This is a genomic window from Rhodothermaceae bacterium, from assembly GCA_009838195.1.
GTDB lineage: Bacteria > Bacteroidota > Rhodothermia > Rhodothermales > Bin80 > Bin80.
In genome coordinates this window covers 280,425-306,764 of record VXSC01000047.1, presented here as the reverse complement: position 1 = coordinate 306,764, position 26,340 = coordinate 280,425, and the positions used below count along the sequence as shown (strand labels likewise).

Below are 26,340 nucleotides of genomic sequence, written 5' to 3'. Positions count from 1 at the left end.
TGGTTGGATTGCGTACCTCGAAAGATACGTTTATTATGGTTAGTGTCTGAAGTGTCTTTTCCCGGTAAATACCATCGCCATTTTGCGCTCATTTGCGGCTGCGATCACTTCGTCATCCCGTATGGAGCCACCTGGCTGAACGGCTGCGATTGCACCGCTGTCCGCTGCTGCAAGCAATCCGTCCGGGAAGGGGAAGAACGCATCCGAAGCGACCACACATCCTTCAAAGCTCAACTCGGACTTCGCTCCTTTGGACACGGCAATCTCGGAGGCATCAATCCGACTCATCTGCCCGGCTCCAATCCCCAGTGTCTGCCGTTCTTTCGCATACACGATGGCGTTACTCTTTACATGCTTGGCCACGCGCCAGGCAAAGATCAGATCCCGAAGTTCAGATTCGGTCGGTGCACGATCGGTAACCGTTGTTCGCGGGTCATTTCCGGCCAATGGGTCTGTGGTCTGGCACAGGATGCCGCCCAATGCGCGGCGGAGCTGGTACGTACTGTTGGGTGTGGGCTTGAATTGAATCAGTCTGCGATTTTTTTTCTTCTGGAGCCATGCCAGCGCATCATCATCAAACGACGGAGCAATCACCAATTCCAGGAAGACAGGATCAATGGCTTTTGCGAGTGCAAGAGTACAGGCTTGGTTCACGACTACGATGCCACCAAATGGAGATTGCCGGTCCGTTGCAAAGGCCCGATCCCAGGCCTGTACGAGTGTGTCTGCACTGGATACACCACAGGGGTTGGTATGCTTGAGGATTGCGACCGTTGGATCCTCATCCATAAACTCTTGGATAAGTGCGAGTGCAGCATCAAGGTCAATCAGGTTATTATATGAGAGGCTTTTTCCGTGAAGCTTGGTAAAGAACTCTTCCGAATTGCCGTAGAAAGCTGCTTCCTGGTGCGGGTTTTCCCCATAGCGTAGTACACTGGTGCGGGAAAGCTGCAGGTCCAGTTGACATGGCAGAGCTTCATCAAGCGCCCCCTCAAAGTAGGCGGCAATCGCACGGTCATATGCCGCTGTTTTGGCGAACGCAGAGTGTGCGAGCTGGCGCCGGAGTAAAAGACGAAGGTGTCCATCCGTGTCATCCAGAGAGTCTAGGATGGTCGGATACTCATCCGGAGACGTGACGACCGTAACATGGACAAAGTTCTTTGCTGCGGCCCGGATCATGGCCGGTCCTCCGATATCAATGTTCTCTGCGGCAATAGCATCGTCCACATAGGGACGTTGGATAGCTTCCGTGAAGGGGTACAGGTTGACGACGACAAGGTCGAAGGGCTCAATCCCGTGCTTCGCCAGATCCTCCATGTCAGTCTCTGCATTCTGCCTGGCAAGGATTCCTCCGTGGATTGCTGGGTGGAGGGTCTTGACACGTCCCCCAAGCATCGACGGAGCTTTTGTAATGTCTGCAACGTCCGTGACATCCAGACCGGCTTTACGCAGGTGAGTGGCGGTGCCCCCGGAAGATACGAGCAGTATTCCATGATTCTGGAGCCCTTTGGCAAACGGGACCAGTCCCTTTTTGTCGAACACCGATAAAAGGGCACGGCGGGGGCGCACCTGATCAGGTATAGGTAGCTTCAGAGGTTTAATGGTCATCAGTGCGGGGAATGATCGTGACACGCCGGCCCTGAATTTGGACCCGCCCTTGTGCGATCAGGTGAATTGCTTCAGGAAAAAGCTGATGCTCAACGCTCAGGACGCGCGCAGCCAGAGAGTCCGATGTATCATCAGCATATACAGGGACCTTTTTCTGGAGCAGAATCGGTCCTGTATCATATTCTTCGTCCACAAAATGAACGGTTGCACCGCTGAAAGCTTCCTTCGCTTCGAGGACCGCTTTGTGGACACGACTTCCATAAAATCCTTTGCCGCCGAAGCGCGGCAGGAGAGCAGGGTGGATATTCAAGATTCGCCCCCGGAACGCCCCGATAATTCGGGAGGGGACTTTAGACAGGTAACCAGCAAGGGCAATCAAATCAACGTTTTCTTTGTGTAACAGATCAAGGACGGCATCGACATACGATGTTTCGCTCCCAAAGATACGAGGAGATAGGATATGTGAAGGAATGCCCAGCTCTTTTGCCCGGTCCAATACGCCAGCTTGGGGGCGGTTACACACAAGAAGGACTACACGGTACCGGCGGGCACGCTCTACCAATGCTTGAAAATTCGATCCACCACCGGAAGCAAAAACGGCAACACGCAAACCCATGCACGAGAACTTTAGGATAAAAGGAGGAGGATCAAGGGGTAGGAAAAGTTAACGCTTGGCGATGGGATCTAAAATTTCAAGGCACCCGCCATTTGGATCTGCACTGAGTCTGGCGGACACCCCGATGGGCAGCACCCGACGCGAGGGGAGATGTCCGTACTCCAGCCCGGATACAACCGGCCAGGGATATTCATCAACACAGTCGATTATGGTTTGAATCATGGTGTCTCCGTCTCCCTGGTTTAACTGAGATTGGTCTCCGGTAAAGTTACCAATTATTAAACCACCAAGTCCCTCTAAGATTCCAGCATTTTTCAACTGTGTCAGGAGCGCATCAATTCGGTAGGGGGCCTCATTGACATCTTCGATGAATAGAAGTTTTTTTTCGAGGTCTGGCAAGTAGCTGGAGCCAACCATTCGGGCAATCGTGGACAGGTTTCCTCCCAGGAGGGTTCCGGTGCACTGACCTTTGCGCATAGTCATCAATCCTTCGATCGGTAAAGGCAGCTCTCCTTCAAGCAGCAGCCGGACCTCTTCCTTCATGGCTGCAGGGATAGAATCCCATTCGATAACCACGGGTCCCGAGATGGATCGCCATCCAGAGCAGGTGAAGAGGGAGAGTTGCAGGGCGGTAATGTCGCTGTATCCGATCAACACACCCGGCGTACGCCGGGCGGCAGCGTAATCAATCCGATCGAGAATTCGCAGGCAACCATATCCTCCGCGAACGGCAATCAAATGCCTGGCATGAGCGAGTGCCCGGTGAAATTGTCCAGCACGTTCAGAATCAGAGCCACTCAGGTATCCGCGTTGTTCAAGTTGGCCAGGATCCCAGTGTACCCGATAGCCATCTTCGGCCAGTGCATTCAATCCGCGCTCGAGCTTTTCAGGGGTGCGGGGTGCGCTGGCAGGCGCGACAATACCCAGCGCCTGGCCGGGGTGCCATAATGGGGAATAGGCCATAATTTATGCGAACGGACTAAAGAGCGCTACCGTAAACGAGCCATTGGATAGATGGTTGAACCGAGATGGCAAGCCAACAAACCATAAGTATACGTCCTCCTGAGTATTGGCCAACTCTGGCATCTGCGGCATTGATGCAGGCGGCGGATATTATCATTCTGGCAGACACATTCCAGTATAGTCGACAGTCATTACAGAACCGCATGCGCGTACGCAACCCGGACGGATGGCAATGGGTTTCTGTGCCCTTAAAGGGCGGGCAGCATGGTCGGTCGCAGCACTTAACCCGTATCCGTCCGGTTCCAGGATGGCGGAAGCGTCACTGGAAAGCAATCCGGTTCAATTACAGCCAGGCTCCCTATTTCGATCATTACCAGGATTCTATCAAATCCCTGTACCTGCAGGATTGGACCCATTTGGGAGGGTTGAATGTTGCAACGACCCGGTTGGTTTATCAATGGATGAATGGGTCCGGAACCATGCTCGCTGCGACCGAATTGGATGGATTTCCCGATACGGTGGAGGCCATCATGGCCTGTTGGCCTGAGGCCGAGCTCCTGGCACCTGCCGGGATCCCGGAACCCTTTCCGGCCCGTCGGTTGTATTTTTCGACACCAGATTACCGTCAGGCGTTTGCCGGGTTCGTTTCCGGTATGACCGTGCTGGACCTGATCTTTAATTATGGCCCCGAAAGTGCGGGCTTGCTTCGCGCAGGGACACGTATCCTGCCTGCGGATCATCAGACAGAATAGACAAAATGGATCTTTCTTTTTTATCAGAACAGGTACTGTGGGGAATTTCAGTCGGCCAACTGATTGTTGCCGCGGTGCTTCCTCTGTTGGGATTGTTGGCACAAAGTGTTGTGCGGCGACTGCTTCGGCGGGTGATGAGCCGCCTGAGAAAAGAGGGAGACATGAGCGTGGTCGATGATGTAAATCGACTTCTCACCAAACCGCTCAGTTTTCTGATCAATGTGGCGCTGTGGAATGGAGTCATTGGCCTTCTCGATCTTCCGGAAGAGCCGCTGGACATTCATTCATGGGCGACTACACTGGGGATGGTGGCTCTGATTCTTGTGATTGCTTACTGTGCCTTTCATGTAGTGGACGTATTTGCGGGGATTGCGACGCGTGCTGCGGAGAAAACAGAAACGAAGCTGGATGATCAACTGGTAGCTCCCGTAACCAATACCGTGAAGCTTTTAGTGGCACTGATTATGGTTGCGGCGATCCTGGGGCAGTTTGGCTATTCGGCTACCGGCCTGATTGCAAGCCTCAGCATAGGAGGGCTCGCGGTCGCTTTCGCCGCAAAAGACACGCTGGCGAATATATTCGGGTCAATTGTCATTTTCAGTGAACGGCCATTTCAGATTGGGGATATTGTTGAGATCAGCGGAGTGGAAGGGGCAGTGGAGGAGGTGGGGATTCGCAGCACCCGGATCCGCCAGTTTGATCAGACGATCTCTATCTTGCCGAACCAGACCTTCACCAACGTGGAAGTGCGCAACCTTTCAAAGCGGGAATCCCGCCGGGTTCGTTTTGAGGTGACCCTTACCCACGAGGCAACCGTAGCCCAATTAGAAAATTTTCTCGATTCAATTCGCCATTCGCTTGCGCAGCGAACGGATCTTCATCCTGATCAGAGCATGGTTCGGCTTACGAAGCTGGACACCAGTGGGCTCAGTGTACTGGTCCAGGCCTTCACGATCTCTACGGACTTTGCAGAATTCATGGTGACGCAGGAAGAGATCCTGCTACGTGTCCGCAAACTGGCCGAGGACCAGGAACTGCCCATCATGCCGGCGAAAGAGGTTCGTCTTTCCGGTGAGGTTGGAGAACCTCGGTCGTCATGAGTTTTTCGCACCCATTGCGGGCAGACCCCTTAGGGTTACTATATTGTCTGGTTCATGAACGTGCTGGCATATGAATCCGGAACGGTACTGGAAGATCAATCTGCGATATCTGGGGATCCTTCTCGGGGTCTGGTTTTTGGTTTCGTTTGGCGCCAGTGTCCTTCTGGTTGATACCCTGGATGAGGTGCGGATCTACGGCTTTAAGCTGGGGTTCTGGTTTGCGCAACAGGGTGCAATCTATGTATTTGTGGCGATCATTTTTGTCTATGTGATTCTCATGAACCGGCTTGACCGGAAGTCAGCCGCGGAGGCTCCATGAACGTACAGGCATGGACCTTCGTTCTGGTCGGGCTTTCTTTCGCACTCTACATTGGGGTCGCGATCTGGTCCCGCGCAGGCTCGACCAAAGAATTCTACGTCGCTGGCGGGCGGGTCCATCCGGTATTAAATGGGATGGCCACAGCGGCAGATTGGATGAGTGCTGCCTCGTTTATTTCCATGGCGGGGCTGATTGCCTTTATGGGGCGTGACGGGAGCGTTTACCTTCTTGGATGGACGGGGGGCTACGTACTTCTGGCACTCCTTCTGGCACCGTACCTGCGTAAATTCGGGAAATTCACTGTCCCTGACTTTGTCGGGGATCGGTACTATTCTCAGACCGCACGTTTTGTGGCCGTACTCTGTGCCATTTTTGTGTCCTTCACGTACGTGGCAGGGCAGATGCGAGGGGTCGGGATTGTGTTCTCCCGTTTCCTGGAGATTGATATTGTTATGGGTGTCCTGATCGGGATGGGGATCGTGTTTTTTTATGCGGTCCTGGGGGGGATGCGCGGGATCACTTACACCCAGGTTGCCCAGTACTGTGTGCTGATTTTTGCGTACCTAGTCCCGGCAATCTTCATCTCGCTGCTGATGACAGGGAATGTGATTCCGCAAGTGGGCTTTGGGGATACATTGGTGGATGGTTCGGGGGCCTACCTCCTGGATAAGCTCGATGGTTTGAGTACCGATCTCGGGTTTGCTGCTTACACGAGCGGGCAGAAGAGCATGATGGATGTCTTTGCCATCACGGCAGCCCTGATGGTTGGGACTGCGGGGCTTCCGCATGTGATTGTGCGATTTTATACTGTGCCAAGAATGCGGGATGCCCGTACGAGTGCAGGCTGGGCGCTGGTATTCATCGCACTCCTGTACACGAGTGCACCGGCGGTTGCAGCATTTGCCCGGACCAATCTGTTGACCACGGTCGTGGACCGTCCGTATTCCGAGGTTCCAGGGTGGTTCAAAAACTGGGAGCAGACCGGCCTGATTGAGTTTGAAGACAAGAATGGAGATGGCAGGATTCAGTACGTTGGACCGGCATCAGAGCAGGAGAATGAGCTAACGATTGACCGGGATATCATGGTGCTGGCGAATCCAGAGATTGCCAACCTGCCCGGTTGGGTAATTGGACTAGTCGCTGCCGGCGGGCTTGCGGCGGCGCTCTCTACTGCCGCCGGACTCCTTCTGGTTATCTCCACGGCGGTTGCCCGAGATCTTCTGAAAAAAGGGTTCATGCCGGAAATTTCTGAGAAGCGGGAGCTTTTGACGGCACGGATCACTGCCGGAGTAGCCGTCCTGATCGCAGGCTACTTTGGTATTGATCCTCCAGGCTTTGTCGCACAGGTGGTTGCATTCGCATTCGGCCTGGCTGCTGCATCGTTCTTTCCGGCAATTATTCTGGGAATATTTACACGCTGGATGAATAAGTATGGAGCGGTGAGCGGGATGATCACAGGGATCGTATTTACCGCATGCTACATCGTCTTCTTCAAGTTCGTGCGCCCGGAACTCAATAGTGAAGACTATTGGCTGCTGGGCATTTCACCTGAGGGAATCGGGACCATAGGGATGCTGCTGAATTTCGTGGTGGCCATTACCGTTTCCAAGTTTACGCCACCGCCACCTGCCTCAATCCGTACGCTGGTGGATCGCATTCGGACTCCTGGTGATTAGGCTATAATTTCTATAATTGTGCTACATAACGCCGCAGGTGTTAGATTAGTAGACAGTCCAACGATTTTAGAGCCATGACTACAAGATATCTGATCATCGCCGCGTTTTTTCTCTTCGGGTGTGTAGAGACCGATCCCGAAGGCACTTCTGAAACTTCCATGGCCGAAGAGGTGCAGCAGACGGGAGGGGATGCATGTCCGAGCCTTGTCGGCTCATGGGAACTCGTTGAAATCAGGGAGACCTCAACGGCGCTGAGTGGAGAATTTGAGAGTGATCCTGAATATCGGGAGGCTCCCACACTGAAGGTGCTCAACGAAACGCACTGGATGTTTGTCCGACAGACGGCCGAATCGTTTGTCCATGCACAGGGAGGCCGCTATACGCTTGATTCTCTGGGCTATACGGAGTATGTAGAGTACAGTGCGATTCCTCAAAATGTTGGGCAGTCATTCTCCTTTGACTGCATGATGGAGGGGGACTCTCTCTGGCATCACCAGGGTGGCCAGGGAGATACCCGTTATGATGAGATCTGGCGCCGCATCCAGTAGATCAGACTATTTACTCCCGATCATCGATTGAATGCAGTTTGCCCTGGTTGATTATGTAGTGTTTGGGGCATACTGCCTCCTTATCGTTTCGTTGGGACTCTGGGTTTCCCGGGGAAAGAAAGGGCATGTCCGAGATGCCGAAGACTATTTTCTAGCAAGCAAGTCCCTTCCGTGGTGGGCTATTGGTGCTTCGCTCATTGCATCCAATATTTCTGCAGAGCAGTTTATTGGAATGTCAGGGTCTGGTTTCCGGCTGGGGTTGGCGATTGCCACCTATGAATGGATGGCTGCGATCACACTGCTCCTGGTCGCATGGCTGTTTATCCCGATCTATCTGAAGAAGGGCATCTATACGATGCCACAATTTCTGGAATCGCGCTACGATGCGCGCGTGCGGACACTTCTGGCTGTTTTCTGGCTTCTAGTGTATGTATTTGTGAATCTGACCTCGGTAGTATACCTCGGCGCTCTTGCCTTGGAAGGAATCATGGGCGTCACCTTGTGGCAGGGCGTTCTTGCGCTCGCGGCTTTTGCCACGATTTACAGTGTTTACGGAGGACTCAAAGCGGTTGCATGGACCGATGTGGTTCAGGTCTGTTTTCTGATTGGTGGAGGGCTTTTGACCACGGTCCTTGCGCTGAATGCGTACAGCGGTGGGGAAGGTATGTTTGCCGGCTTTGCAAAGCTGCTTGACGAAGTGCCGGACCGTTTTAATATGATCCTTCAGCAGGGAGAGCTGCTCTACGTTGATGACGACGGGATCCAGCAGGATGCTTGGGAATTGCTTCCCGGGATCGGGGTTCTCGTTGGAGGGATGTGGGTGGCAAATCTGTTCTACTGGGGATGCAACCAGTACATTATTCAGCGCACGCTGGCCGCGCCAACGCTGCGGGAAGCGCAGCGAGGAGTTGCATTTGCTGGTTTTCTCAAGCTGCTCCTGCCCTTGATCGTTGTTATCCCCGGAATCATTGCATATGCACTTGCCGCCCCAATCGAAACCGCAGATAAGGCCTATCCATGGCTCTTGAACGAATACGTGGGTCCGGGGCTGAAGGGACTGACGTTTGCCGCATTGATTGCAGCGATCGTATCCTCTCTGGCTTCGATGATGAACAGTACGAGCACCATCTTTACGATGGACCTGTATCGCAACTACATTCGACCCAGTGCCAGCCAACAGGATCTAGTTCGTACGGGGCGGGTGGTCGCACTCGTCAGCATGGCCATCGCCGCGGCCCTGGCACCACAGCTGGCCTCCCTGGATCAGGTATTTCAGTATATCCAGGAATATACTGGCTTTGTAAGCCCGGGTGTTTTGGCGATTTTTGTTCTGGGGCTGTTCTGGAGGAAAGCAACTCCTAATGCGGCGCTGATCTCCGCTGTGCTCAGTATTCCTTTGTCCGCCCTCATAAAATGGCTTCTGCCCGGTATGCCATTCATAGACCGGATGGGATGGGTGTTTGTGATTTCTGTAGCACTGATCGTCGTTGTATCTCTTATTGAGGGAAAGGGAAAGGACAGCAGCAAAGCCATCCGTTTGGGGCGCAATATCATTCAGACGGATCCGGTGTTTGCCATCTTGTCCTTTGCGATTCTGGCAATCACGGCAGCTTTGTATGTGATTTTCTGGTAATCCGGGTTGTTGCCCTCTGGACAGGCGAAGGTTGGATTACATGACACTTGGGCAGTACCGCCACAGGACCGTGATTTTCAGCATCATAATACGCGATACGTGATATGCGATGCGTCCCTATATGCGTGCAGTCTTTTATTTGGAGATCGAGAAAAAAATCAGAATTGTGAAGATTATATGGATAGTTTGAAAATTTTTAATTAAATTGGCTGAAGATCCGTAGTTGTTTGATCGAAGGTTTCTGTTTGTAGGTGCTTCGTACGAGATATGAAAACGCTTACACAGTGCAATGATCGGGCGGCACGTGTCTCTGATCTGTCCTGTTTTACGAGGGCGGACAGGGGCCGAAGTTAAGATTACTAACAGTAAGTAAATGGAGGATTTACTATGAGACTAAAACAGCTATCAGGCTTGGCAGCACTTTTACTGCTCACCGTGCCCATCGCATTTGCTCAAACGGGCAAAATTGATGGGGTGGTTACCGACGCTGCGACAGGAGAGACGATCCCTGGAGCAACCGTCGTCATTGAGGGCATGGGCCAGGGTGGAGCCACACAGGTGGACGGCTACTTCTTCATCAACAACGTTCGGCCTGGAACCTACACGCTGGTGGTTTCCTTCGTCGGGTTCGCGACTCAGCGGGTTGAGGGAGTCCGGGTTTCTACCGGCTTGACCACGACCAGAGATATTGAGTTGAGCGAGGAAGCCGTTGGTCTGGATGAAATCGTGGTCATGAGTGAGCGTCCAATTGTTCAGTTGGATGTCTCAGCGAACGTGGCCAGTCTTAATTCGGAGGCCTTTGAAGATCTCCCTGTCGCCGGTGTCAGTGAGGTGCTTGACCTGCAGGCGGGGATTGAGCCGGGCCTTCGCGTACGGGGTGGAGGATTGAATGAAGTTGCCTTCGTAGTAGATGGAATGAACCTGCGGACAGGACGCGCTCATCAGCCATTTACAAACATCAGCTATACCTCATTGGAGGAGGTACAGGTGCAGACCGGTGGATTCAACGCGGAATACGGGAATGTTCGCAGTGGTATCGTGAATGTCACAACCAAAGAGCCTTCCCGAACTCGCTATACCGTTGATGCACTTTACCGCTTTCAACCAGCTCAGGCCAAGTCGCTTGAGGGATTGGGGGGGATGAATCTGGATAACTGTACGTACCCAACCACGCAAGGAGATTGTGACAGTTGGTTTATCCGTCCATTCCTAGACCCGGCAGTTGCTTTTGAGGGCACAGCTAACGGCGCTTGGGATTCCTATACCCAGAACCAGTACAATGCTTTTGAGGGCTGGAATGCGCTTGCTGAGCGGCTCGTGAATGATGAAGGGTTTGATGTCACAGCCCAGGATATGCAGAACTACTTCAAGCATACGCACCGCAAAGATAACGAAATCACCAAGCCTGACTATGAGGTGGATGTGACGGTTGCGGGGCCACTGGTTCCAGGCTTCAGCAATAGACTGGGTGACTTACGTTTCTCTGCCTCGTATCGGGGAACTCAGACCGCCTATATCTACCCGCAGACCCGGGATGCATTTACAAACCAGACATTCCAGGGTAAGCTAATCTCGAATGTCAGGCCCGGGATGAAATTGAGTGTGCAGGGGATGAAAGGTATTGAGCGGGGAGTCAACCGCTGGCAGGGGAGTGCAGACCTCCAAATGTATGGTGGCGAAATGCCAGCGTACCCATGGTGGGGGGCAGGAGCAGAGATCGTGGATGGCATCAACCGTCGAGGACGTGTCATTTTGTCTGACGGTGCATTCCCGCTTGCCAATGTAGACCACACGATGCTCGGAGCAACCTTCACGCATACCTTGAGCGCAAGCACCTTTTATGAAGTGAATATTCAGAATATTTCTTCAAAGTATCGCAGTCATTTTCCGAATCTTCGTGACGGCTCGTATATCGAGAACAGCCAATTTTTCCCAGTTCCGTACACGAATAACTTCGGCCGATTGACTCCGGCAGGGGAAGCAAACAGGGATCAGGTCACCTGCTTTGGTGGGGGTAGTGACCTCAACGGGGATGGGACCATCCTCCCCTACTGTGTCGGTGATGAGCCGTTTGGATTTTTGGGTCAAGGTGGAAACCTTTTGGGTGGCGCGGAGACCACCGGTGGGCACTGGGTCAAAACCCGGGATACCTCCGATGTGAGCGTCTTTACCGGACGATTTGATCTCACCAGTCAGGTGACACGCGTGCTTCAGATCAAGACAGGCGCGGAACTGATTATCAGCGACTACGACCTGAACTATCAAAGGGTCAATCTGGCCCTGATCGGACCAGAGCCCGAACAGGATTTCCCGTTCTCACGTGAGCCGATCCAAGGCGCAGCCTATGCGCAGGGTAAGCTCGAATTCCAAGGGATGATTGCCAACTTGGGGGTTCGCGTTGACTTCTTTGATGCAAATACGGCTTGGTGGGTAGCAGAGAACCCCTATGATCAGGCGTTCCGGCAACGGGCGGATGAGTTGGATGAGCTTCTGCCGAAGGAGGACCCAGATGCACAGATCTTTATCAGTCCCCGGCTCGGGATTTCTTTCCCGATCACTTCGGAAAGCAAGCTCTATTTTAACTATGGTCATTTCCGCCAGATGCTGAATCCGTTTGATGTATTTGGAGTTCAGCAATCTCGCAACGGTGGGATTGATGTTCTGGGGAACCCGGATCACCCGATGCCTCAGACGGTGGCGTACGAGTTGGGGTTCGACCAGAACCTGTTTGACCAGTATTTGCTTCGGATCAGTGGGTTTTACAGAGACATCCGGAATCAGCCACGGAATGTCCGCTACAACGGTCTCGGTGGTGTTGTGAATTACACGGTCAAGCAGCCGTGGAACTACGAGGATGTACGTGGCGCGGAAGTCACGCTCACCAAACTGCGTGGTGAATGGATCCGCGGGTTTGTTAACTATACCTTCCTACAGACGAAGAGTGGGAATTTTGGATACAGCACCTTCAACGAGAACACGTTCCAGCAGCGTAACTATCTGAGGACGTCCACCGATTATCGTCTTTCGGCACCACTTGCTGAGCCGTTTGCTCGCGCAAACCTGCTCTTTTTGACGCCAAGCAGTTTCGTACCATCGGTGTTTAATGGTGCATTACTGGGGGATTGGAGGGTCAGCCTACTAGGTGAGTGGCGTGCAGGCAGTCAGTGGACTTGGGCTGGTGGTGGTGGAACCCCGCCGGAACTCCAGCAGAACGTGCGCTGGCGTAGCTATTTGAATTTTGACCTTCGTTTCACGAAGCATATCAATACGCGCTATGGCGGTGCGCAGGTCTTCCTGGATGTTTCGAACTTATTCAACCGTCGTCATCTCTACAATGCGACTGGCTTCCATCCAGATGGTCGGGACTTTGACCGCTATATGTGGTCACTGCACCTGCCGGAAGATATCTTTGATCAGTTGAATGCGGTGGATGAGACGTTGCCGCATGCAGAAAAACAGGGGCTCCCGTACATCTGGGTCCCGGGTAATGATCGTCCTGGAGTATTTCGTCATCCTGATGTCGCGTATCAGCCGATTGAAGCATTCAGATCGCTGGATAATGTCACTGACCCAAATACCACTGCGTGGTATTGGGCAGCGGATACAGGGACCTATTCCCGCTGGAATGGATCCAGTTTTGAAGCGGTACCAAGTGACCAGGTCAACAAGGTCCTTGAGGATAAAGCATACATTGATATGCCGAACCTCCGGTTTAATACGTTCCTAAATAATCGGCGGATCACGTTGGGGATTCGCGTAACCTTATAGCTTGCAGTAAGGCTGCCACCTCTCTCGGGGTGGCAGCCTGCTGACTGACACAAAAACTTTACTTAGCAAGCTCATGAAAATTAGATACCATTTCAAGGCGCTAACCATCGGCATGTTTTTGCTGATGCTTACGCCAGCCGTTGCCATGTCGCAGTTCACCGCTCAATGGCTGGACATCGGCACATTTCACAGTACGTACGTCGAGTCAGGGGCACAGGATGAGGTCAACTCTTCTGCTCCAGATGGCATGGAGTGGCCTGCTATTCTGCGAAACAGCAGTCACTACCGTGCTCGAGCGCTCTGGCTTGGAACAAAGAACTGGACTTCTCAAGACGGACAAAGCTTTCCGTACTTTGTGGCTCGAATTGGCCCGCGTACCTCTGGTGCAGACGTGACGTACCCGATACAGAATCGATTGATCAGCAGGACGGAGGATACGGTTGTGGAAGTAGATGGAGCACTATCCTTTGACAACGTGGCAGTCATCGACGAGATTGACCCCTCCCTTCCAGCTGACCGGATGATTCATAATATCCACAACACCTACATCGGTGTTACGGTAGATCGAAAGGCATACGCCTATGTAAATCAGGTGCACGATGATTCGAATGTCATAGAGTACACCTACACCAATACCGGTAATACCGACGAAGATGAGGATATTGAGTTGCCGGATCAGAACCTGAGTGAAACTTACTTCTTCCGTATCCATCGGCTCAGAGGGAATCTCCAGGGGGCCTGGGCGGTCAGTGGTGGACAGGTCTGGGGTAAGTTCAGCATGATTGATGTTGTAGGGGACGGGCATGCAGATTATCCCATCTCGTTTACATCCCAGTATCTCTGGATTGGAATTGACCCCGAGACTCAAGACTATGATCGTTTTGGGGCATCGCTGTTTTTCCAAAATTTCGGCAGTAGTTCGCCTCAGGGAGACTCGATCGGGCGTTTGTCAGGAGCCACCTATATAGGTCGTGCGACGATTCATGCTGATAATTCTCCGACCGACCCCACGTACATCCGCTGTACGATGGCTACGATTAATACCTGTCAGCCATCCACCATGGGATTCATGGACCAGGATGAGGCGCTGACATCGGACGGAAGCTCGCACGAAGATTATTATGAGTGGGGCATCCGGACACGGGAAAATCCCGACCGGATCGAGGGTGGATCCGCCCATATGTTCCCTCATTATGCGGATCGGATCGAGCCGGATGGAATATTTTGGGAGCCTGAGAATGATTCCTCTACGGGGAAACAGGGTGGACACGCGTTCACTACGGCTTACGGCCCCTATGATTTTGCCCCGGGAGAGAGTGTCCGAATTGTTGTGGTTGAAGGGGTTGGCGGGTTATCCATTGATGCAGCAGTACGGATTGGGAGAGCCTTCAAACTTGGCGGTCAGGATCGAGACACACAGCTGATCCGTTACGATGCGAATGGGGATGGAATGATTCAGACAGGCAGTTTTGACTTTAGCATCAACCAAATGGACGTAGACGGTGATGGCATGTTTGACACGTTTGGCCATGGCTTGGAGGAAATGACCAAGAATCAATGGGTAGTCACCGCGAGAGATTCATTACTGGCTGTACAGCAGCGAGCGATCAACCTCTATGCGGCCAGCAATAATATGACGACCTATCCGGTTCCGGAAGCTCCTCATTCTCCTACGAGCTTTACAGTCGTTGGTCGGCCAGACAAGGTTGAAATTGCCTGGACCAGTCCGGCCGGTGGTCCCGGGCGTACGGCATGGAAACTGTACCGAACCTCTCGGTTTGAGGACTACATTTACCAGAACTGCTTCAATCTTGATACTAGGCAGTTCATCGATGGCTCAAATGCGAGTGATCCTTCTGCAGCAGCGGCATCGCAGGAGCGTTGCGGCTATGATCTCATTGCGGATCTTGGTCCAGGGGCAACGTCGTACGAAGACACCGACCTGAACCGAGGGACGGATTATTACTACTACCTACAGGCGGTGGGTGAAGCACAGTCCGTTGATCCCGATGGTATCAACGGAACTCCGACCGGCGCTCCGCTTCGCAGTTCCCGCTATCTCACACAGACGTACCTGCCGGTGAACCTCAAGCGTCCTCCTTATGGATCAACAGGGACGGTGGCAGATGCGCGTATTGTGCCAAATCCGGTAAACCTTGGCTCAGATCCAACTATTCGGTTTGATCAGGAAGATCGGGTGGCGTTCTTCAACATTCCCGGGAATTGCACGATCAAGATTTATACCGAAATCGGCGAACTGGTCCACACGATCGAGCACAACGATGGAAGTGGCGACGAACTCTGGAACCTGACGACTACGTCACGCCAGCTACTGGTCAGTGGCATTTATATCGCTGTCATTTCAGACAATGACACAGGAGATGAGGCAATTCAGAAATTCACGGTAATCCGGTAGATGCGGTTTGCGCCGCGCTTTGCCAGTAAAAGTGCGGCGCAACCCATCACCCAAAGAAAACACAATGAAATGAAAAAGTATACTCTCTTTTCAACATTGACCATCCTTGCACTTGTGTTCGGTGGTGTGTCAATGTCTTATGGCCAAGCAGGCCTGACACCGGATACGGAGGTGGAAACAGATAAGCGTGCCCAGACTGGCATGAAGTTTCTCAGCACATCCGTGGATGCACGCGCCTCTGCCATCGGCTCTGCCATGACGGCGGAACTGACGGGTTCCTCGGTGTCCATGTTCTATAATCCTGCAAGTATGGGCTTCATGTCCGGGCGGATGTCCGCAGCAGCGACAAATATGTCGTTTATTGCAGATATTGGATACACGCAGTTCAGTGCTGCTTTCCGTCCAAGTTCATCTGCCAATTATGGTGTCGTGGGTGTCTCGGTCGTGTCCGTTGACTATGGTGATTTTCACCACACGATTCGCGCGAATAACGACGATGGATTTATTGAAAACGGCACCTACAGCCCCACGGCGATGGCAGTCGGGCTCGGGTATGCCCGGTCCTTCGGTGACCGCTTCTCGGCCGGTGCGAATATCAAGCTAGTCTTCCAGGATATTGGTTCCGGGTTTGCAACCTCGCAGGATTTTGATTCGGGAGCCATTGAAACGACGGAAGATTACAATGTCCGGACGGTTGCGTACGACTTTGGTATCGTGTACGCGACCGGGTTTGAGAGCCTGGTGATCGGTATGAGTGCCCGCAATTTCGCGCAAGAACAGAGCTACGTGCGTGAACGGTTCGAGTTACCCTTGACCTTCCAGATTGGGATGTCTATGAACTTGGTGGATCTTACCGCGATTGACCCGGATATGCACAGCATTCAACTGCATGTGGATGCGCAGCGTCCACGTGACTTTACCGAGCATGTTCGCTTTGGTCTGGAGTACACCTTCATGAATATCGTATCCTTACGTGGAGGGTTCGAGCAGTTGGGTCTCAACGAAGAGCAAGGATTCAGTGCCGGCGCAGGACTTCGATATTCATTCGGGGGATTCGACGTTGGAGCGGACTACGCCTATACCGATTTCGGGCTATTTGGCGCAGTCAGTCGGATTGGACTTCAGATTGGTCTATAAAGCTTCGACGTGACGAATCCTGGGTAAAAAATATTCAGGTTGCAGGCGGAGAATTGGGATTAGATCCCGGTTCTCCGCTTTCTTTATTACGATGAGGTATTGGGTTAATGCGGCTTGCAGGATAGGAGTCCTCGTCGTAGTCTCGTTGGGGATGTTTGGTTGTCAGATGGCGGAGGATCCTGTACCCGAACAGGGATTCATCCAGTTCACCGACGTAACTGATGAGGCAGGTCTCGGGATGTTCCGGCATGATAATGGAGAGGATGGCAAAAAGTATTATGCAGAGCAGATGGGCTCGGGAGCAGGCTTTATTGACTATGATGGAGATGGTTGGCTGGATATACTGCTTGCGGGGGGCGGATACTGGGATCGGGCCCCACATCCGTGGTACAAGCCCCTATGGATGTACCGCAATATGGGGGACGGCACATTTACAGAGGTGACCGACCAGGTGGGACTGAAAGAGCTTGATGCGTTTACCCTCGGAGTGGCGACAGCGGATTATGACAATGATGGCGATCAAGATATTCTGATCACCAACCTGAATGAAAATATGCTCCTGGAAAATAAAGGAGGGGTATTTGAGCGCAGGGGAGTCGATGCAGGACTCAGTTCAGACGATGAGTGGAGTAGTTCTACCCTGTGGATTGATGGGAATCGGGATGGCTGGCTGGATGTATACGTGGGGAATTATGCGGACTGGACCCCGGAAACTGATAAATTTTGTCCAGAAGGAGGAGTTGAGAAGCTCTACTGCATTCCCGCGGACTATGAAGGGCAAGCCAGTCGTTATTATGAAGCCCGGGGGGACGGGTCATTCGTGGACCGTACCCGGGAAGCTGGTGTGTATCATTCACTCGGAAAAGCACTTGGAATGGCAGAATGGGACTTTGATCAGGATGGCTGGTCGGATTTTGTGGTAGCGAATGATGGAGAGGGAGATCTGCTGTTTCTAAATAATAGAGATGGTACGTTTTCTGAGCGCGGTGTCCAGAGCGGCATTGCATTCAGTGAGCATGGGGAAGCTCGTGCCGGAATGGGTATTGACATCGGTGTGGTGGACCAGACTGGTCACCCCTCGGTTTTTGTGGGCAACTTTTCCACAGAAATGATTGGTGTCTATCGGTATCTGGGCAATGGTCTGTTTTCAGATCGTGCCGCAAGGTCCCAGATCGGTCAGCCTAGCCTCAACACGCTCACCTTTGGGCTCATGCTCGTGGATGTAGATCTGGATACAGATCTGGATCTGTTTGTTGCCAATGGACACGTCTACCCTGACCGATTGGTTGGACAGGATAAAATCACCTACGAACAGCGGGCACAGCTGTTCGAGAATGATGGAGGAGGCTTGTTTGAGGAAGTTCCGGCTTCAACGACTCCCCCGCTTGAGTTGGAGATGGTTGCCCGTGGCGCAGCCTATGGGGATTATGACCGGGACGGAGACCTGGATTTTCTTATTGTGGAGAACAATGGCCCCGCACATTTGTGGCGCAGCGACGTGAGTCATCGAAATTGGCTCCGGGTGACCGTCACGGGTACCAATGGAAACCGTGACGCATTTGGGACACATATCTGGGTGCATGCTGGCGGTCAGGTTCAAGAGCGCCGGATTCGATCAGGAGGCAGTTACCTGTCCCAGAATGAAATCGTTGCTGCATTTGGGATGCTCGACATTGAAGTTGTGGACAGTATGCTGGTCAGTTGGCCTGATGGGCAGATACAGACTCTGTATGATCTTCCCGTGAATATTGAGGCCCATATTATTCAGGGACAGGAGGGCTGGAGTACTCGTCCAATGCCTGGCAGAGTCAATTAATTGATGCGGAGCGTGATTGCAGTATGCGTGGGGATCACCCTGATTACGGGATGTGCCCGTGAGACACCCCAGGATCCAGACGCAGTGAGCACGCTGTTTACGGACGTGACCGAGGAGATTGGACTCGGAGGGGTTGTGCATAATCACGGTGGGTTCGGGAATTCTTGGGCACCGGAAATTGTCGGCGCAGGCGGGGCATTCTTTGATTACGACCAGGATGGCTGGCAGGATATTCTTGTGGCGACAGGCGGGGCATTTGAAGGAGAGCCCCCACTTGGAGCACACCCGGCTCTGCGACTGTTTCGTAATCTTGGGGGCGGACAATTCGAAGAGGTGACCCAGCCAGCTGGTTTAGCCCTGCTTCGCGCCTACAGTCTGGGAATGACCATCGGGGATTATGACAACGACGGGGATCAGGACATCTTTGTGACTACGCTGGAGGAGGATCTGCTACTGCGTAATACGGGCGGCGTTTTTGAGGAAATCGGACAGGCGGCAAAGGTCGGCTTGGTCAGCGAGTGGAGTACAAGTGCAATGTTCTTTGATGCAAATCGTGATGGATTCCTGGACCTCTATGTTGGAACGTATGTTCACTGGACGCCCGAAGATGATATTTACTGTAGTTTCGGTGGCAACAAGGTATACTGTACGCCTGAGCTTTATGAAGGGATTGCCAGTCGATACTACCAGAATAATCGAAATGGCACCTTTACAGATCTTACGGAGCAGGCGGGGTTCTTGTCGGGAGTCAATGCAGGTCGGGACAAAACGTTGGGGGTTGCAGAACTGGATGCAAATCAGGACGGATGGCCCGATGTGTTCGTTGCAAATGATACAGAGCGCGACATGCTCTTTATAAACCAAGGCAACGGGACGTTCGTCGAAACGGGTGTTCCAAGTGGGGTCGCGTATGATCAGCATGGGAAGCCGCGAGCCGGCATGGGCGTTGATATTGGAGTGGTGGATGACTCAGGGGAACCATCTATCTTTGTCGGCAACTTTTCAGATGAGATGGTAGGGGTCTATCGGCATATCGGCAATGGCATGTTCAATGATCGTGCAGCCGCATCAAGGATAGGGCAGCCCAGCCTTAAGACCCTCACCTTTGGCCTTGTACTCTTTGATGTTGATCTAGACACAGATCTGGACGTACTGATTGCCAATGGTCATGTACAGACACATATTGCTCAGATTGTGGACGGAGTCACCTTTCGGCAGCGCCCACAATTATTTTTGAACGATGGAGCAGGCATGTTTACAGAGATGGCGCCGAGTGGACCACTGGCAGCGTCCTTTGTTGGTCGGGGGTTGGCTACAGGGGACTATGACCGTGATGGTGATCTAGATGTTCTCCTGATTGAGAACAATGGCCCCGCACATTTATGGCGGAATGAGTCTGAGGGAGGAACTTGGCTCCGGGTTGAACTCACAGGTACAAGGAGTAATCGCAATGCATACGGTGCACAGATCCACCTGTGGAGTCGTGGACACATGCAGGTGCGGCGTATTCGTTCGGGTTCCAGCTATTTGTCCCATTCGGAGTCTGCCGCCTTCTTTGGACTTCAGGGGGTGCCAGACAGCCTTTATGTTCATTGGCCAAGCGGCCTAGAGACCCGGGTTTATGGATTACCAACCGACACCACGATACACGTTTTAGAGGATGAACTGTAAGGGAATGATTCGAATTGGAGGGATGGTCCTGCTTCTCGTTTTCGGAGCATGCAGTCAGTCCACCCCTGATCTGCAGATTTCAGAAGAGATCCAGCAGGCCCCCCCGATTGTATTTACGGATGTGACCGCGTCTGCCGGTCTGGGAGACTTCCTGCACGAAACCGGAGCTTTTGGAGATAAATGGTTTCCAGAGACGATGGGGGCAGGAGGGGGTTTTCTCGATTATGATGGCGATGACATACTGGATATTATGTTGATCTCTGGCAGTGTGTTTTCGACGCAGGGAGCGATCTCACAACCCTCAATCCGTCTGTATCGCGGCAACGGGGGCGGGCAATTCACAGAAGTGACCCAAGAGGCTGGTCTGCAACCTCTTCAGAGCTATGCATTTGGTGTGAGTGTCGCAGATTACGATAATGATGGCGACCCCGATGTATTTGTGACCGCGTTGTATGAGAATCTTCTGCTTCGCAATGAAGGAGGAGTTTTTCGCGAAGTCAGTCAGGAAGCAGGACTGGGAGGATATAGCGAGTGGAGCAGTGCCAGTGTGTTTCTGGATGCGGATCGAGATGGATTTCTGGATTTATACATCGGGAATTATGTTTACTGGACTCCTGAAGAGGATATTTACTGCACACGGGTAGGGGATAAGAAATCCTATTGCACCCCGGAGCAGTATGAGGGAATCTCGGGACGCTATTACCGGAATCGAGGGGACGGTACATTTGAAGAGAGGTCAGATGATTTTGTCGGTTTGCCCGGCAAAACGCTTGGGGCTGCGGCTATGGACTACAACCGGGATGGATGGCCGGATTTGATTGTTGCGAATGATACTCAGCGGGATCTCCTGTTTGAAAACCAGGGGGATGGGACGTTTATTGAGAAGGGCGTGGTCAGTGGGATTGCGTTCGATGAAACCGGGCGTGCACGCGCCGGAATGGGAATTGATATTGGCGTGGTGGACCATACCGGTGGAGAGACGGTATTCATAGGACATTTTTCAGGCGAAATGGTGGGTGTCTACCGACATTTGGGCAACGGAATCTTTACCGAACGGGCCGCGGTTTCCCAAATCGGACGGCCCAGCCTGCGTACACTGACCTTTGGACTGTTGCTGGCTGATTTTGATCTTGATGAAGACCTGGATTTAGTCACTGCTAATGGCCACATTACAGAGGATATTGGAGAGGTGGAAGAAGGGGTTACCTTCCGGCAGCGGTCGCAGCTGTATGTCAATGAGGGAGAGGGGCGGTTTTCCGAGGCGGAGCCGACCGGTGTTCTCTCAGAATTCATGTTGGCCCGGGGGGCGGCGTGGGCAGACTATGATCAGGACGGGGATCCAGATCTGCTCATCACGGAGAATGGTGGACCCGCACACCTCTGGCGAAATGATACGTCCTACGGGAATTCACTGACCGTAAAGTTAGTCGGCTCCGAGAGCAATCGGGATGCGGTCGGGAGCCTTGTTCGTGTACATGTCAATGGGAAGTGGCAGGAGCGCTATGTGCGGACCGGTACGAGTTATCTTTCCCAGAGCCAACGGTGGCCATTGTTTGGTCTGGGCGTGGCGGAGTCCGTGGATTCATTGGAGGTGCGATGGCCAAACGGCGGTTTCATGAGCCGCACCGCCATACCAGCCGGAACGATTACACTGGTGGAAGGATCATAGACGGTATCATCTTACCAAGCCATCGATGCAAGTAGAAAAGAGCACATATTCAGCGGGAGAAGAAGCCGCTGGGGCAGCACTGAAGTCATGGAATTCTACACATGGAGCCCGGCAGGCCTACAAGGGTGCGACAGGCATCCTTTTGCTTTGCCTGTTTATCTTGGTATCCGGTTGCCGTGAACCGGTCGGGATTGCCCAGAAGCAGCGGAACAGCCTCTCTCCGCGGGTTGGCAGGTACATGGTTGAGGCAGAAGGGGCATTTTCCCGAGGGGTGTATGAGTTGGCGCTGGCCTACACGGACAGTGCAGAAGCCTTTGTGCCGGATCTGGCTGATCTTCACTTTTTACGGGGCAAGATCTACACGCAGCTCAATCAGTTGCAGGTGGCACAGGCTGCCTATCAGGTCGTCCTGGAGATTGACCCGGAGTATGCGGGTGCGCGATTCGATATGGGGCTGAACAGCTTCCGTCGGGGGAAGCTCCGTGATGCAATAAATTATTATCTGGAAGAGGAACTTGAAGTTGGCCCGACCACTGCTCTCTATCATGAATTGGGTCGAGCCTATGCCAGGATTGGTGTGCCAGATAGCGCGGAGGCTGCGTATGAACAGGCATTATCGTTGGATCCGGAACATACGACAACCTATATGTGGCTTGGGCAACTGCTGGAGGAAACCGGGGATCTGGAAGGTGCACTGGAGGCGTCTTTGAATGGTCTCAAACTACGCCCGGATGATTTGGACTATCAATATATCGTGGGGACGCAGTACTTTCGACTCGACTCCGCTGAAGCAGCACTCCCCTATCTTGAGCCTGTAGCGAAAGAATGGACATGGCATCACGGCGCACAATTCAATCTCGGACAAGTCTACATGCGGCTCGGGCGAGAGGCGGAGGCGGAGACTTATTTTGCACGGGCGGATGAAGCCCAGCAACTCCAGCAGCGTGTTAATGAAGCTCAGAATGCGATCAATAATGATCCCACTTCACCGGCCAACTGGATCGAACTGGGGAATCGACTTCGGGAGTCCAAGAGGTACGGCCGTGCGATTGAGGCGTATAAGAATGGGCTGACGATTCAAGTTCCCCCGGGGCTTGCGCTGTATATGCAAACGAACCTTGCCACGCTTTATATGGAGTGTGGGGATCTGAGCGAGGCGGCCAGGAGATTTGAAGCAATCTTGCGGGCAGACCCGGATTTGAGTGCAGCCAGACTGAATTTAGGAATCGTATATGCGCAGGGGAGCAGGTTTGACGAGGCGCGCACTGTGTGGACGGAACTCCTGGAAAGAGAGCCACGAAACACTGCTGCTCAAAACTATCTGGAACAGCTCGATACAATGGATCAAAATGAATATGTGGAAGCGAGTACTACTGATTGTCGCGATAGCGGTTAGTTCAAGTTTTGGGGCAGAGTCCCAGATCATTCAGGATGGGGACTGGGTCGGGCGGATTATTCATTGGAACGGTCGGACCATGGAGGTGACCTATAAGGTTCGGAACGAGGATGATGGTTTGCAGATCACGCTTGTGGTGGAGGAATATGGCCCCTTTCAGTTCAGAGATGTACGGGTAAGTGCAGACAGCCTGTTCTTTGTATGGGAGCCCTCGTTCGAGTTGCCATGTACGTTGGCACGTCTTCCCGACGGGGTGTATCATGGTGTATGTGCAGATCCGTGGGGAGGTTATGGAGGGGCGATCATGGCACCTCCCGGCTCCGACAGAGACGCGTTAACTCTGGATGAGATGACGTTCAGAAATATTTCCGGGCTGCAGGAGGGTACGGATTCGGAGCCCGAAGAATGGCGGCTAGGGGAAGCCTATCCGAAGGGGAGTACCGCGGTGCTGAACGGCCTTGATGTGAATTATATTGATGCAGGTACGGGTCCAGAGACGGTGGTGCTAATTGCAGGGTTGGGGGATAACCTTACCACTTGGGAGGTACTTCACCAGAATCTGGCACAGAATCTTCGCACGGTTGCGTATGATCGGCCCGGTCTGGGTTTATCAAAGATATCCTCCATGCCCCGTACTCTGGATCAGATGGCATCTGAGCTGAGAGACTTGTTGCAGAGTATCAATGCTCCCGCGCCTTATTTGCTTGTGGCTCACGCAGAGGGTGCATTTATTGCCCGTCGGTTTGTGGATTTATATACCGAACAGGTGCGCGGCCTGGTTCTCATTGACCCTGACCACGAAAAGCAGGCCGAGATATGGAAGGGGCTGGATGTAGAGGCGTGGCAGTCATACTGGGGTCGTGTCAAACGCTTTCAGTCTATGTTGCCGGGAGGAACAGGCCAGGAGTTCAAGATTTATGCCGAAATAATTGACGAGCAGGTGGATCCAGGGTTGTCGTCTGCACCTTCGGTGCCCACCGTGATCTTGACGGCAGAACGCGTGTCTGATCCTACTAGTTGGATTGGGGAGTCTCGAGAAGGGCGCGAGGCATGGAGCAGGTTTCATGCTTCGTGGGTGGAGAAGATGCCCATGGGCACGCATGTGACCCTGGATCATGGCTCCTACATCCATCACGAACGACCAGACAAAGTAGAAGAGGTTATTCACAGGATGTTGTCCGGGAAATAATTACCGGATGCGTGAGACTTGCTCTGAGGAGATCGGGCGACCGTCAAGGAAGCTGTGAATGAAGTAGGTTCCGCTGGGCAGGCCTTTCGTGTCGAGTATAATGCGTGTGCGCTGGTGCAGTGCAGGTGTTCCACTGAAAAGTGTCTGGATTCGGCGCCCCACAAGGTCGTACAATACGATTTCGACCGATCCAGATGTTCCAGACGTAAACTCCAGTACAGTCTCGGCGGAGAAGGGATTTGGATAGGGGGCGTAGATCACCAGGTCTTCCGCATAGAGTTCAACGGTGATGGGCTCGGAGACTCTGTAGGCACCGGATGCGGTGACCTGCCGGATTTGGAATGAATACTGTCCAGGGTCCAGGTTGTCAATGGTGTGGACAAAGCTACCCGGCACTTGTGCATTTCCAGACACTTCAGCAAGAATTTCAAGTGGCTCAATGCGCTCAATCACAAATGTAATTCCAACCGATGACTGGGTTGTCGACCATACAAGTTGAACAGACCGTTCCCCTAGGATCGCACGCAACTCACTGAACACGACAAAGTCATAGCCCAGGCAATCTTTGCGCAATGGCAATTGACAGATCGGGTTTGCATTCAGTGCTGCATACGAAGCAGTATCAGGTAGGCAGAGTCCAGCATTATCTGACAGGTTACACTCATTTAACGTCGCGCCGAGTGCTGCCACTTCCAAGGGCAGTATTCCGGTGAGTTCGTTGTTGCTGAGGTCAAGGGCCACGAGTTGACTCAGTCCGGCATATTCTTGAGGAATATTCCCCTGAAGGGTGTTTTTCGAGAGGTTGAGTACTTGGAGGTTTCGTAGAGATGAAAAGGCTTGGGGCAGATCTCCCGTAAGATCGTTATCCGCCAGGACAATGCTGGTGATCGCTTCATTGTGGCAGCTTATGCCATGCCAGTCACATGGATCTGAGCTGGCAAGCCATCCCTCACTTTGTATCCAAGAGGCCCCACTGGTCTCATAGTATACAGATTCGAGGCTTTGGCAATCTGAACCCCGGCATACTTTGCATGTACTTTGCTGCGAGAGTGAACAAACCTGATGAAGGTCCGCATAGGGGGGTGCATCTGGAATGCAAATGTGATTGCCTTCCAGGTGGCAATTGGTAATCCCGGCGGCGTACGTAGCCGTTTTTAGAGAAAGCGCCCCTTCCAGATCATTGTTGGCAAGTGAGAGCCATACGAGCTGATCCAGTTGAATCAATTCTTCGGGCAGGGTTCCAGAAAACATGTTATTGCTGACATCAAGAAACTTGAGCGCGTTCAGGTCTCCCAGCCAGGTTGGAAGATTGCCGTTAAAGAGGTTCTGACTCAGGTCGAGATGTTCAAGTTTGATGAGGTGACGGAAGGAATCGGGGATAGCTCCGCCGAAGTTGTTTCCACGGAGATCCAGGTGCTGTAGCTGTGTGAGTTGTCCGAATCTTTCGGGTACGGAGCCTTCCAGTTTATTGTCTCCCAGACTCAGTTCACGAAGGTTGGTCAGGTTTCCCAGTTCCACCGGGATCGTACCGGAAAAGGCATTATTGCCGAGCAATAGAACTTCTAGGTGTTCCAGATCTCCGAGTGACGCCGGGATCTGATTGATCAATTTTTTCTGGCGGACCCCCGGACCAGTATTGTCAATGCGGATTGATCGCAATTCTGAAAGGAAAGCCAGGTCTCCCGGAAGTGTACCGGTGAGGTCGTTTCCAGACAGATCAATATGTATGATATCTCTGGGCCAGGCAGACGATTGACAAGTGATCCCGTACCAGTCACACGGCTGATTCGTTCGAAGCCATCCGCGCACATTCCGCCAGTTGAATCCATCGGTATCGTAGAATAGTTTTTCCAGAACCTGACAGTCCTCCAAAGTAATCTGATCAATCAGGGGACATCCCAAGAATTGTGCGTGTGTAGCCGTTGCATGAGAAACTGCAAGGACAAGGATCAAGGGGGCGACACGGGTCATACGCATGGGAACCTGTGTTCTTCTCTTACCGCCATATTTCTGAGTTGTTGGGAATTCGAATGATGTGAATGAATCAGCGGGCTATGCCATCA

The 26,340-nt window shown here is 52.7% G+C and carries 18 protein-coding genes; 14 read left to right on the top strand and 4 right to left on the bottom strand.

Features of this window, described 5'->3' with window-relative positions; genetic code table 11:
• Positions 1-39: 39 nt before the first annotated feature.
• Genes purH through F4Y64_11615 form a run of 3 tightly spaced genes read right to left on the bottom strand, consistent with a single transcriptional unit; the run spans position 40 to position 3,187 of the window.
• Positions 40-1,608, bottom strand: coding sequence for a bifunctional phosphoribosylaminoimidazolecarboxamide formyltransferase/IMP cyclohydrolase (gene purH, locus F4Y64_11625; protein ID MXX98246.1), 1,569 nt, complete (start codon positions 1,606-1,608; stop codon positions 40-42).
• The gene (locus F4Y64_11620) at positions 1,598-2,224 is read right to left on the bottom strand and encodes a phosphoribosylglycinamide formyltransferase (GenBank protein MXX98245.1); all 627 of its coding nucleotides are present in this window, start codon (positions 2,222-2,224) and stop codon (positions 1,598-1,600) included. Before F4Y64_11620 ends, purH begins: the two co-directional genes overlap by 11 nt.
• A 48-nt stretch (positions 2,225-2,272) precedes the next feature.
• Positions 2,273-3,187: an LD-carboxypeptidase gene (locus F4Y64_11615; GenBank protein MXX98244.1), complete on the bottom strand. Its 915-nt coding sequence runs from the start codon at positions 3,185-3,187 to the stop codon at positions 2,273-2,275.
• A gap of 65 nt (positions 3,188-3,252) precedes the next feature.
• On the opposite strand from F4Y64_11615, the gene F4Y64_11610 reads away from it, so the two are divergent.
• The 14 genes from F4Y64_11610 to F4Y64_11545 all read left to right on the top strand — a co-directional run bounded on the left by F4Y64_11610 (position 3,253) and on the right by F4Y64_11545 (position 24,277).
• The gene (locus F4Y64_11610) at positions 3,253-3,939 is read left to right on the top strand and encodes a WbqC family protein (GenBank protein ID MXX98243.1); all 687 of its coding nucleotides are present in this window, start codon (positions 3,253-3,255) and stop codon (positions 3,937-3,939) included.
• A 5-nt stretch (positions 3,940-3,944) separates the two neighbouring features.
• Positions 3,945-5,039 (top strand): mechanosensitive ion channel family protein, encoded by a 1,095-nt coding sequence (locus F4Y64_11605; protein ID MXX98242.1) that lies wholly within the window; start codon positions 3,945-3,947, stop codon positions 5,037-5,039.
• A gap of 70 nt (positions 5,040-5,109) precedes the next feature.
• A complete protein-coding gene (locus F4Y64_11600) occupies positions 5,110-5,358 on the top strand; it encodes a DUF4212 domain-containing protein (protein MXX98241.1) in 249 nt (82 codons plus the stop codon).
• On the top strand, positions 5,355-7,034 hold the full coding sequence (locus F4Y64_11595) for a cation acetate symporter (GenBank protein MXX98240.1): 1,680 nt from the start codon (positions 5,355-5,357) through the stop codon (positions 7,032-7,034). The genes F4Y64_11600 and F4Y64_11595 overlap by 4 nt, the downstream gene beginning before the upstream one ends.
• Positions 7,035-7,108: 74 nt before the next feature.
• Positions 7,109-7,582, top strand: coding sequence for a hypothetical protein (locus tag F4Y64_11590; protein ID MXX98239.1), 474 nt, complete (start codon positions 7,109-7,111; stop codon positions 7,580-7,582).
• Positions 7,583-7,613: 31 nt separating this feature from the next.
• Positions 7,614-9,215 carry a sodium/solute symporter gene (locus tag F4Y64_11585; protein MXX98238.1) on the top strand — a complete coding sequence of 534 codons (1,602 nt, stop codon included), beginning with the start codon at positions 7,614-7,616 and terminating at the stop codon, positions 9,213-9,215.
• 387 nt (positions 9,216-9,602) lie between these two features.
• Positions 9,603-12,983, top strand: a complete 3,381-nt coding sequence (locus F4Y64_11580) for a TonB-dependent receptor plug domain-containing protein (protein ID MXX98237.1) — start codon at positions 9,603-9,605, stop codon at positions 12,981-12,983.
• Positions 12,984-13,056: 73 nt separating this feature from the next.
• The gene (locus F4Y64_11575; protein ID MXX98236.1) at positions 13,057-15,399 is read left to right on the top strand and encodes a hypothetical protein; all 2,343 of its coding nucleotides are present in this window, start codon (positions 13,057-13,059) and stop codon (positions 15,397-15,399) included.
• Positions 15,400-16,536, top strand: coding sequence for a PorV/PorQ family protein (locus F4Y64_11570; GenBank protein ID MXX98235.1), 1,137 nt, complete (start codon positions 15,400-15,402; stop codon positions 16,534-16,536). It abuts the gene before it with no gap.
• Between the two features lie 91 nt (positions 16,537-16,627).
• The gene (locus F4Y64_11565; GenBank protein ID MXX98234.1) at positions 16,628-18,352 is read left to right on the top strand and encodes a CRTAC1 family protein; all 1,725 of its coding nucleotides are present in this window, start codon (positions 16,628-16,630) and stop codon (positions 18,350-18,352) included.
• Positions 18,353-18,355: 3 nt separating this feature from the next.
• On the top strand, positions 18,356-20,023 hold the full coding sequence (locus F4Y64_11560; protein ID MXX98233.1) for a CRTAC1 family protein: 1,668 nt from the start codon (positions 18,356-18,358) through the stop codon (positions 20,021-20,023).
• Positions 20,013-21,692, top strand: coding sequence for a CRTAC1 family protein (locus F4Y64_11555; protein ID MXX98232.1), 1,680 nt, complete (start codon positions 20,013-20,015; stop codon positions 21,690-21,692). Before F4Y64_11560 ends, F4Y64_11555 begins: the two co-directional genes overlap by 11 nt.
• A 25-nt stretch (positions 21,693-21,717) precedes the next feature.
• On the top strand, positions 21,718-23,088 hold the full coding sequence (locus F4Y64_11550) for a tetratricopeptide repeat protein (protein MXX98231.1): 1,371 nt from the start codon (positions 21,718-21,720) through the stop codon (positions 23,086-23,088).
• Positions 22,925-24,277 (top strand): alpha/beta hydrolase, encoded by a 1,353-nt coding sequence (locus F4Y64_11545; protein ID MXX98230.1) that lies wholly within the window; start codon positions 22,925-22,927, stop codon positions 24,275-24,277. Before F4Y64_11550 ends, F4Y64_11545 begins: the two co-directional genes overlap by 164 nt.
• Here the strand turns inward: F4Y64_11545 and F4Y64_11540 are convergent, their stop codons facing one another.
• The gene (locus tag F4Y64_11540; protein MXX98229.1) at positions 24,278-26,254 is read right to left on the bottom strand and encodes a T9SS type A sorting domain-containing protein; all 1,977 of its coding nucleotides are present in this window, start codon (positions 26,252-26,254) and stop codon (positions 24,278-24,280) included.
• Positions 26,255-26,340: the final 86 nt, after the last annotated feature.

What these genes read in the sequence shown, in the direction of transcription:
- F4Y64_11545 (MXX98230.1), top strand. Translation starts at nt 22,925, where the DNA reads ATGCGCAGGGGAGCAGGTTTGACGAGGCGCGCACTGTGTGGACGGAAC.
- F4Y64_11555 (MXX98232.1), top strand. Translation starts at nt 20,013, where the DNA reads ATGAACTGTAAGGGAATGATTCGAATTGGAGGGATGGTCCTGCTTCTC.
- F4Y64_11615 (MXX98244.1), bottom strand. Translation starts at nt 3,187, where the DNA reads ATGGCCTATTCCCCATTATGGCACCCCGGCCAGGCGCTGGGTATTGTC.
- F4Y64_11620 (MXX98245.1), bottom strand. Translation starts at nt 2,224, where the DNA reads ATGGGTTTGCGTGTTGCCGTTTTTGCTTCCGGTGGTGGATCGAATTTT.
- F4Y64_11560 (MXX98233.1), top strand. Translation starts at nt 18,356, where the DNA reads ATGCGGAGCGTGATTGCAGTATGCGTGGGGATCACCCTGATTACGGGA.
- F4Y64_11565 (MXX98234.1), top strand. Translation starts at nt 16,628, where the DNA reads ATGAGGTATTGGGTTAATGCGGCTTGCAGGATAGGAGTCCTCGTCGTA.
- F4Y64_11605 (MXX98242.1), top strand. Translation starts at nt 3,945, where the DNA reads ATGGATCTTTCTTTTTTATCAGAACAGGTACTGTGGGGAATTTCAGTC.
- F4Y64_11585 (MXX98238.1), top strand. Translation starts at nt 7,614, where the DNA reads ATGCAGTTTGCCCTGGTTGATTATGTAGTGTTTGGGGCATACTGCCTC.
- F4Y64_11610 (MXX98243.1), top strand. Translation starts at nt 3,253, where the DNA reads ATGGCAAGCCAACAAACCATAAGTATACGTCCTCCTGAGTATTGGCCA.
- F4Y64_11550 (MXX98231.1), top strand. Translation starts at nt 21,718, where the DNA reads ATGCAAGTAGAAAAGAGCACATATTCAGCGGGAGAAGAAGCCGCTGGG.
- F4Y64_11595 (MXX98240.1), top strand. Translation starts at nt 5,355, where the DNA reads ATGAACGTACAGGCATGGACCTTCGTTCTGGTCGGGCTTTCTTTCGCA.
- F4Y64_11590 (MXX98239.1), top strand. Translation starts at nt 7,109, where the DNA reads ATGACTACAAGATATCTGATCATCGCCGCGTTTTTTCTCTTCGGGTGT.
- F4Y64_11540 (MXX98229.1), bottom strand. Translation starts at nt 26,254, where the DNA reads ATGCGTATGACCCGTGTCGCCCCCTTGATCCTTGTCCTTGCAGTTTCT.
- F4Y64_11600 (MXX98241.1), top strand. Translation starts at nt 5,110, where the DNA reads ATGAATCCGGAACGGTACTGGAAGATCAATCTGCGATATCTGGGGATC.
- F4Y64_11575 (MXX98236.1), top strand. Translation starts at nt 13,057, where the DNA reads ATGAAAATTAGATACCATTTCAAGGCGCTAACCATCGGCATGTTTTTG.
- F4Y64_11570 (MXX98235.1), top strand. Translation starts at nt 15,400, where the DNA reads ATGCGGTTTGCGCCGCGCTTTGCCAGTAAAAGTGCGGCGCAACCCATC.
- F4Y64_11580 (MXX98237.1), top strand. Translation starts at nt 9,603, where the DNA reads ATGAGACTAAAACAGCTATCAGGCTTGGCAGCACTTTTACTGCTCACC.
- purH (MXX98246.1), bottom strand. Translation starts at nt 1,608, where the DNA reads ATGACCATTAAACCTCTGAAGCTACCTATACCTGATCAGGTGCGCCCC.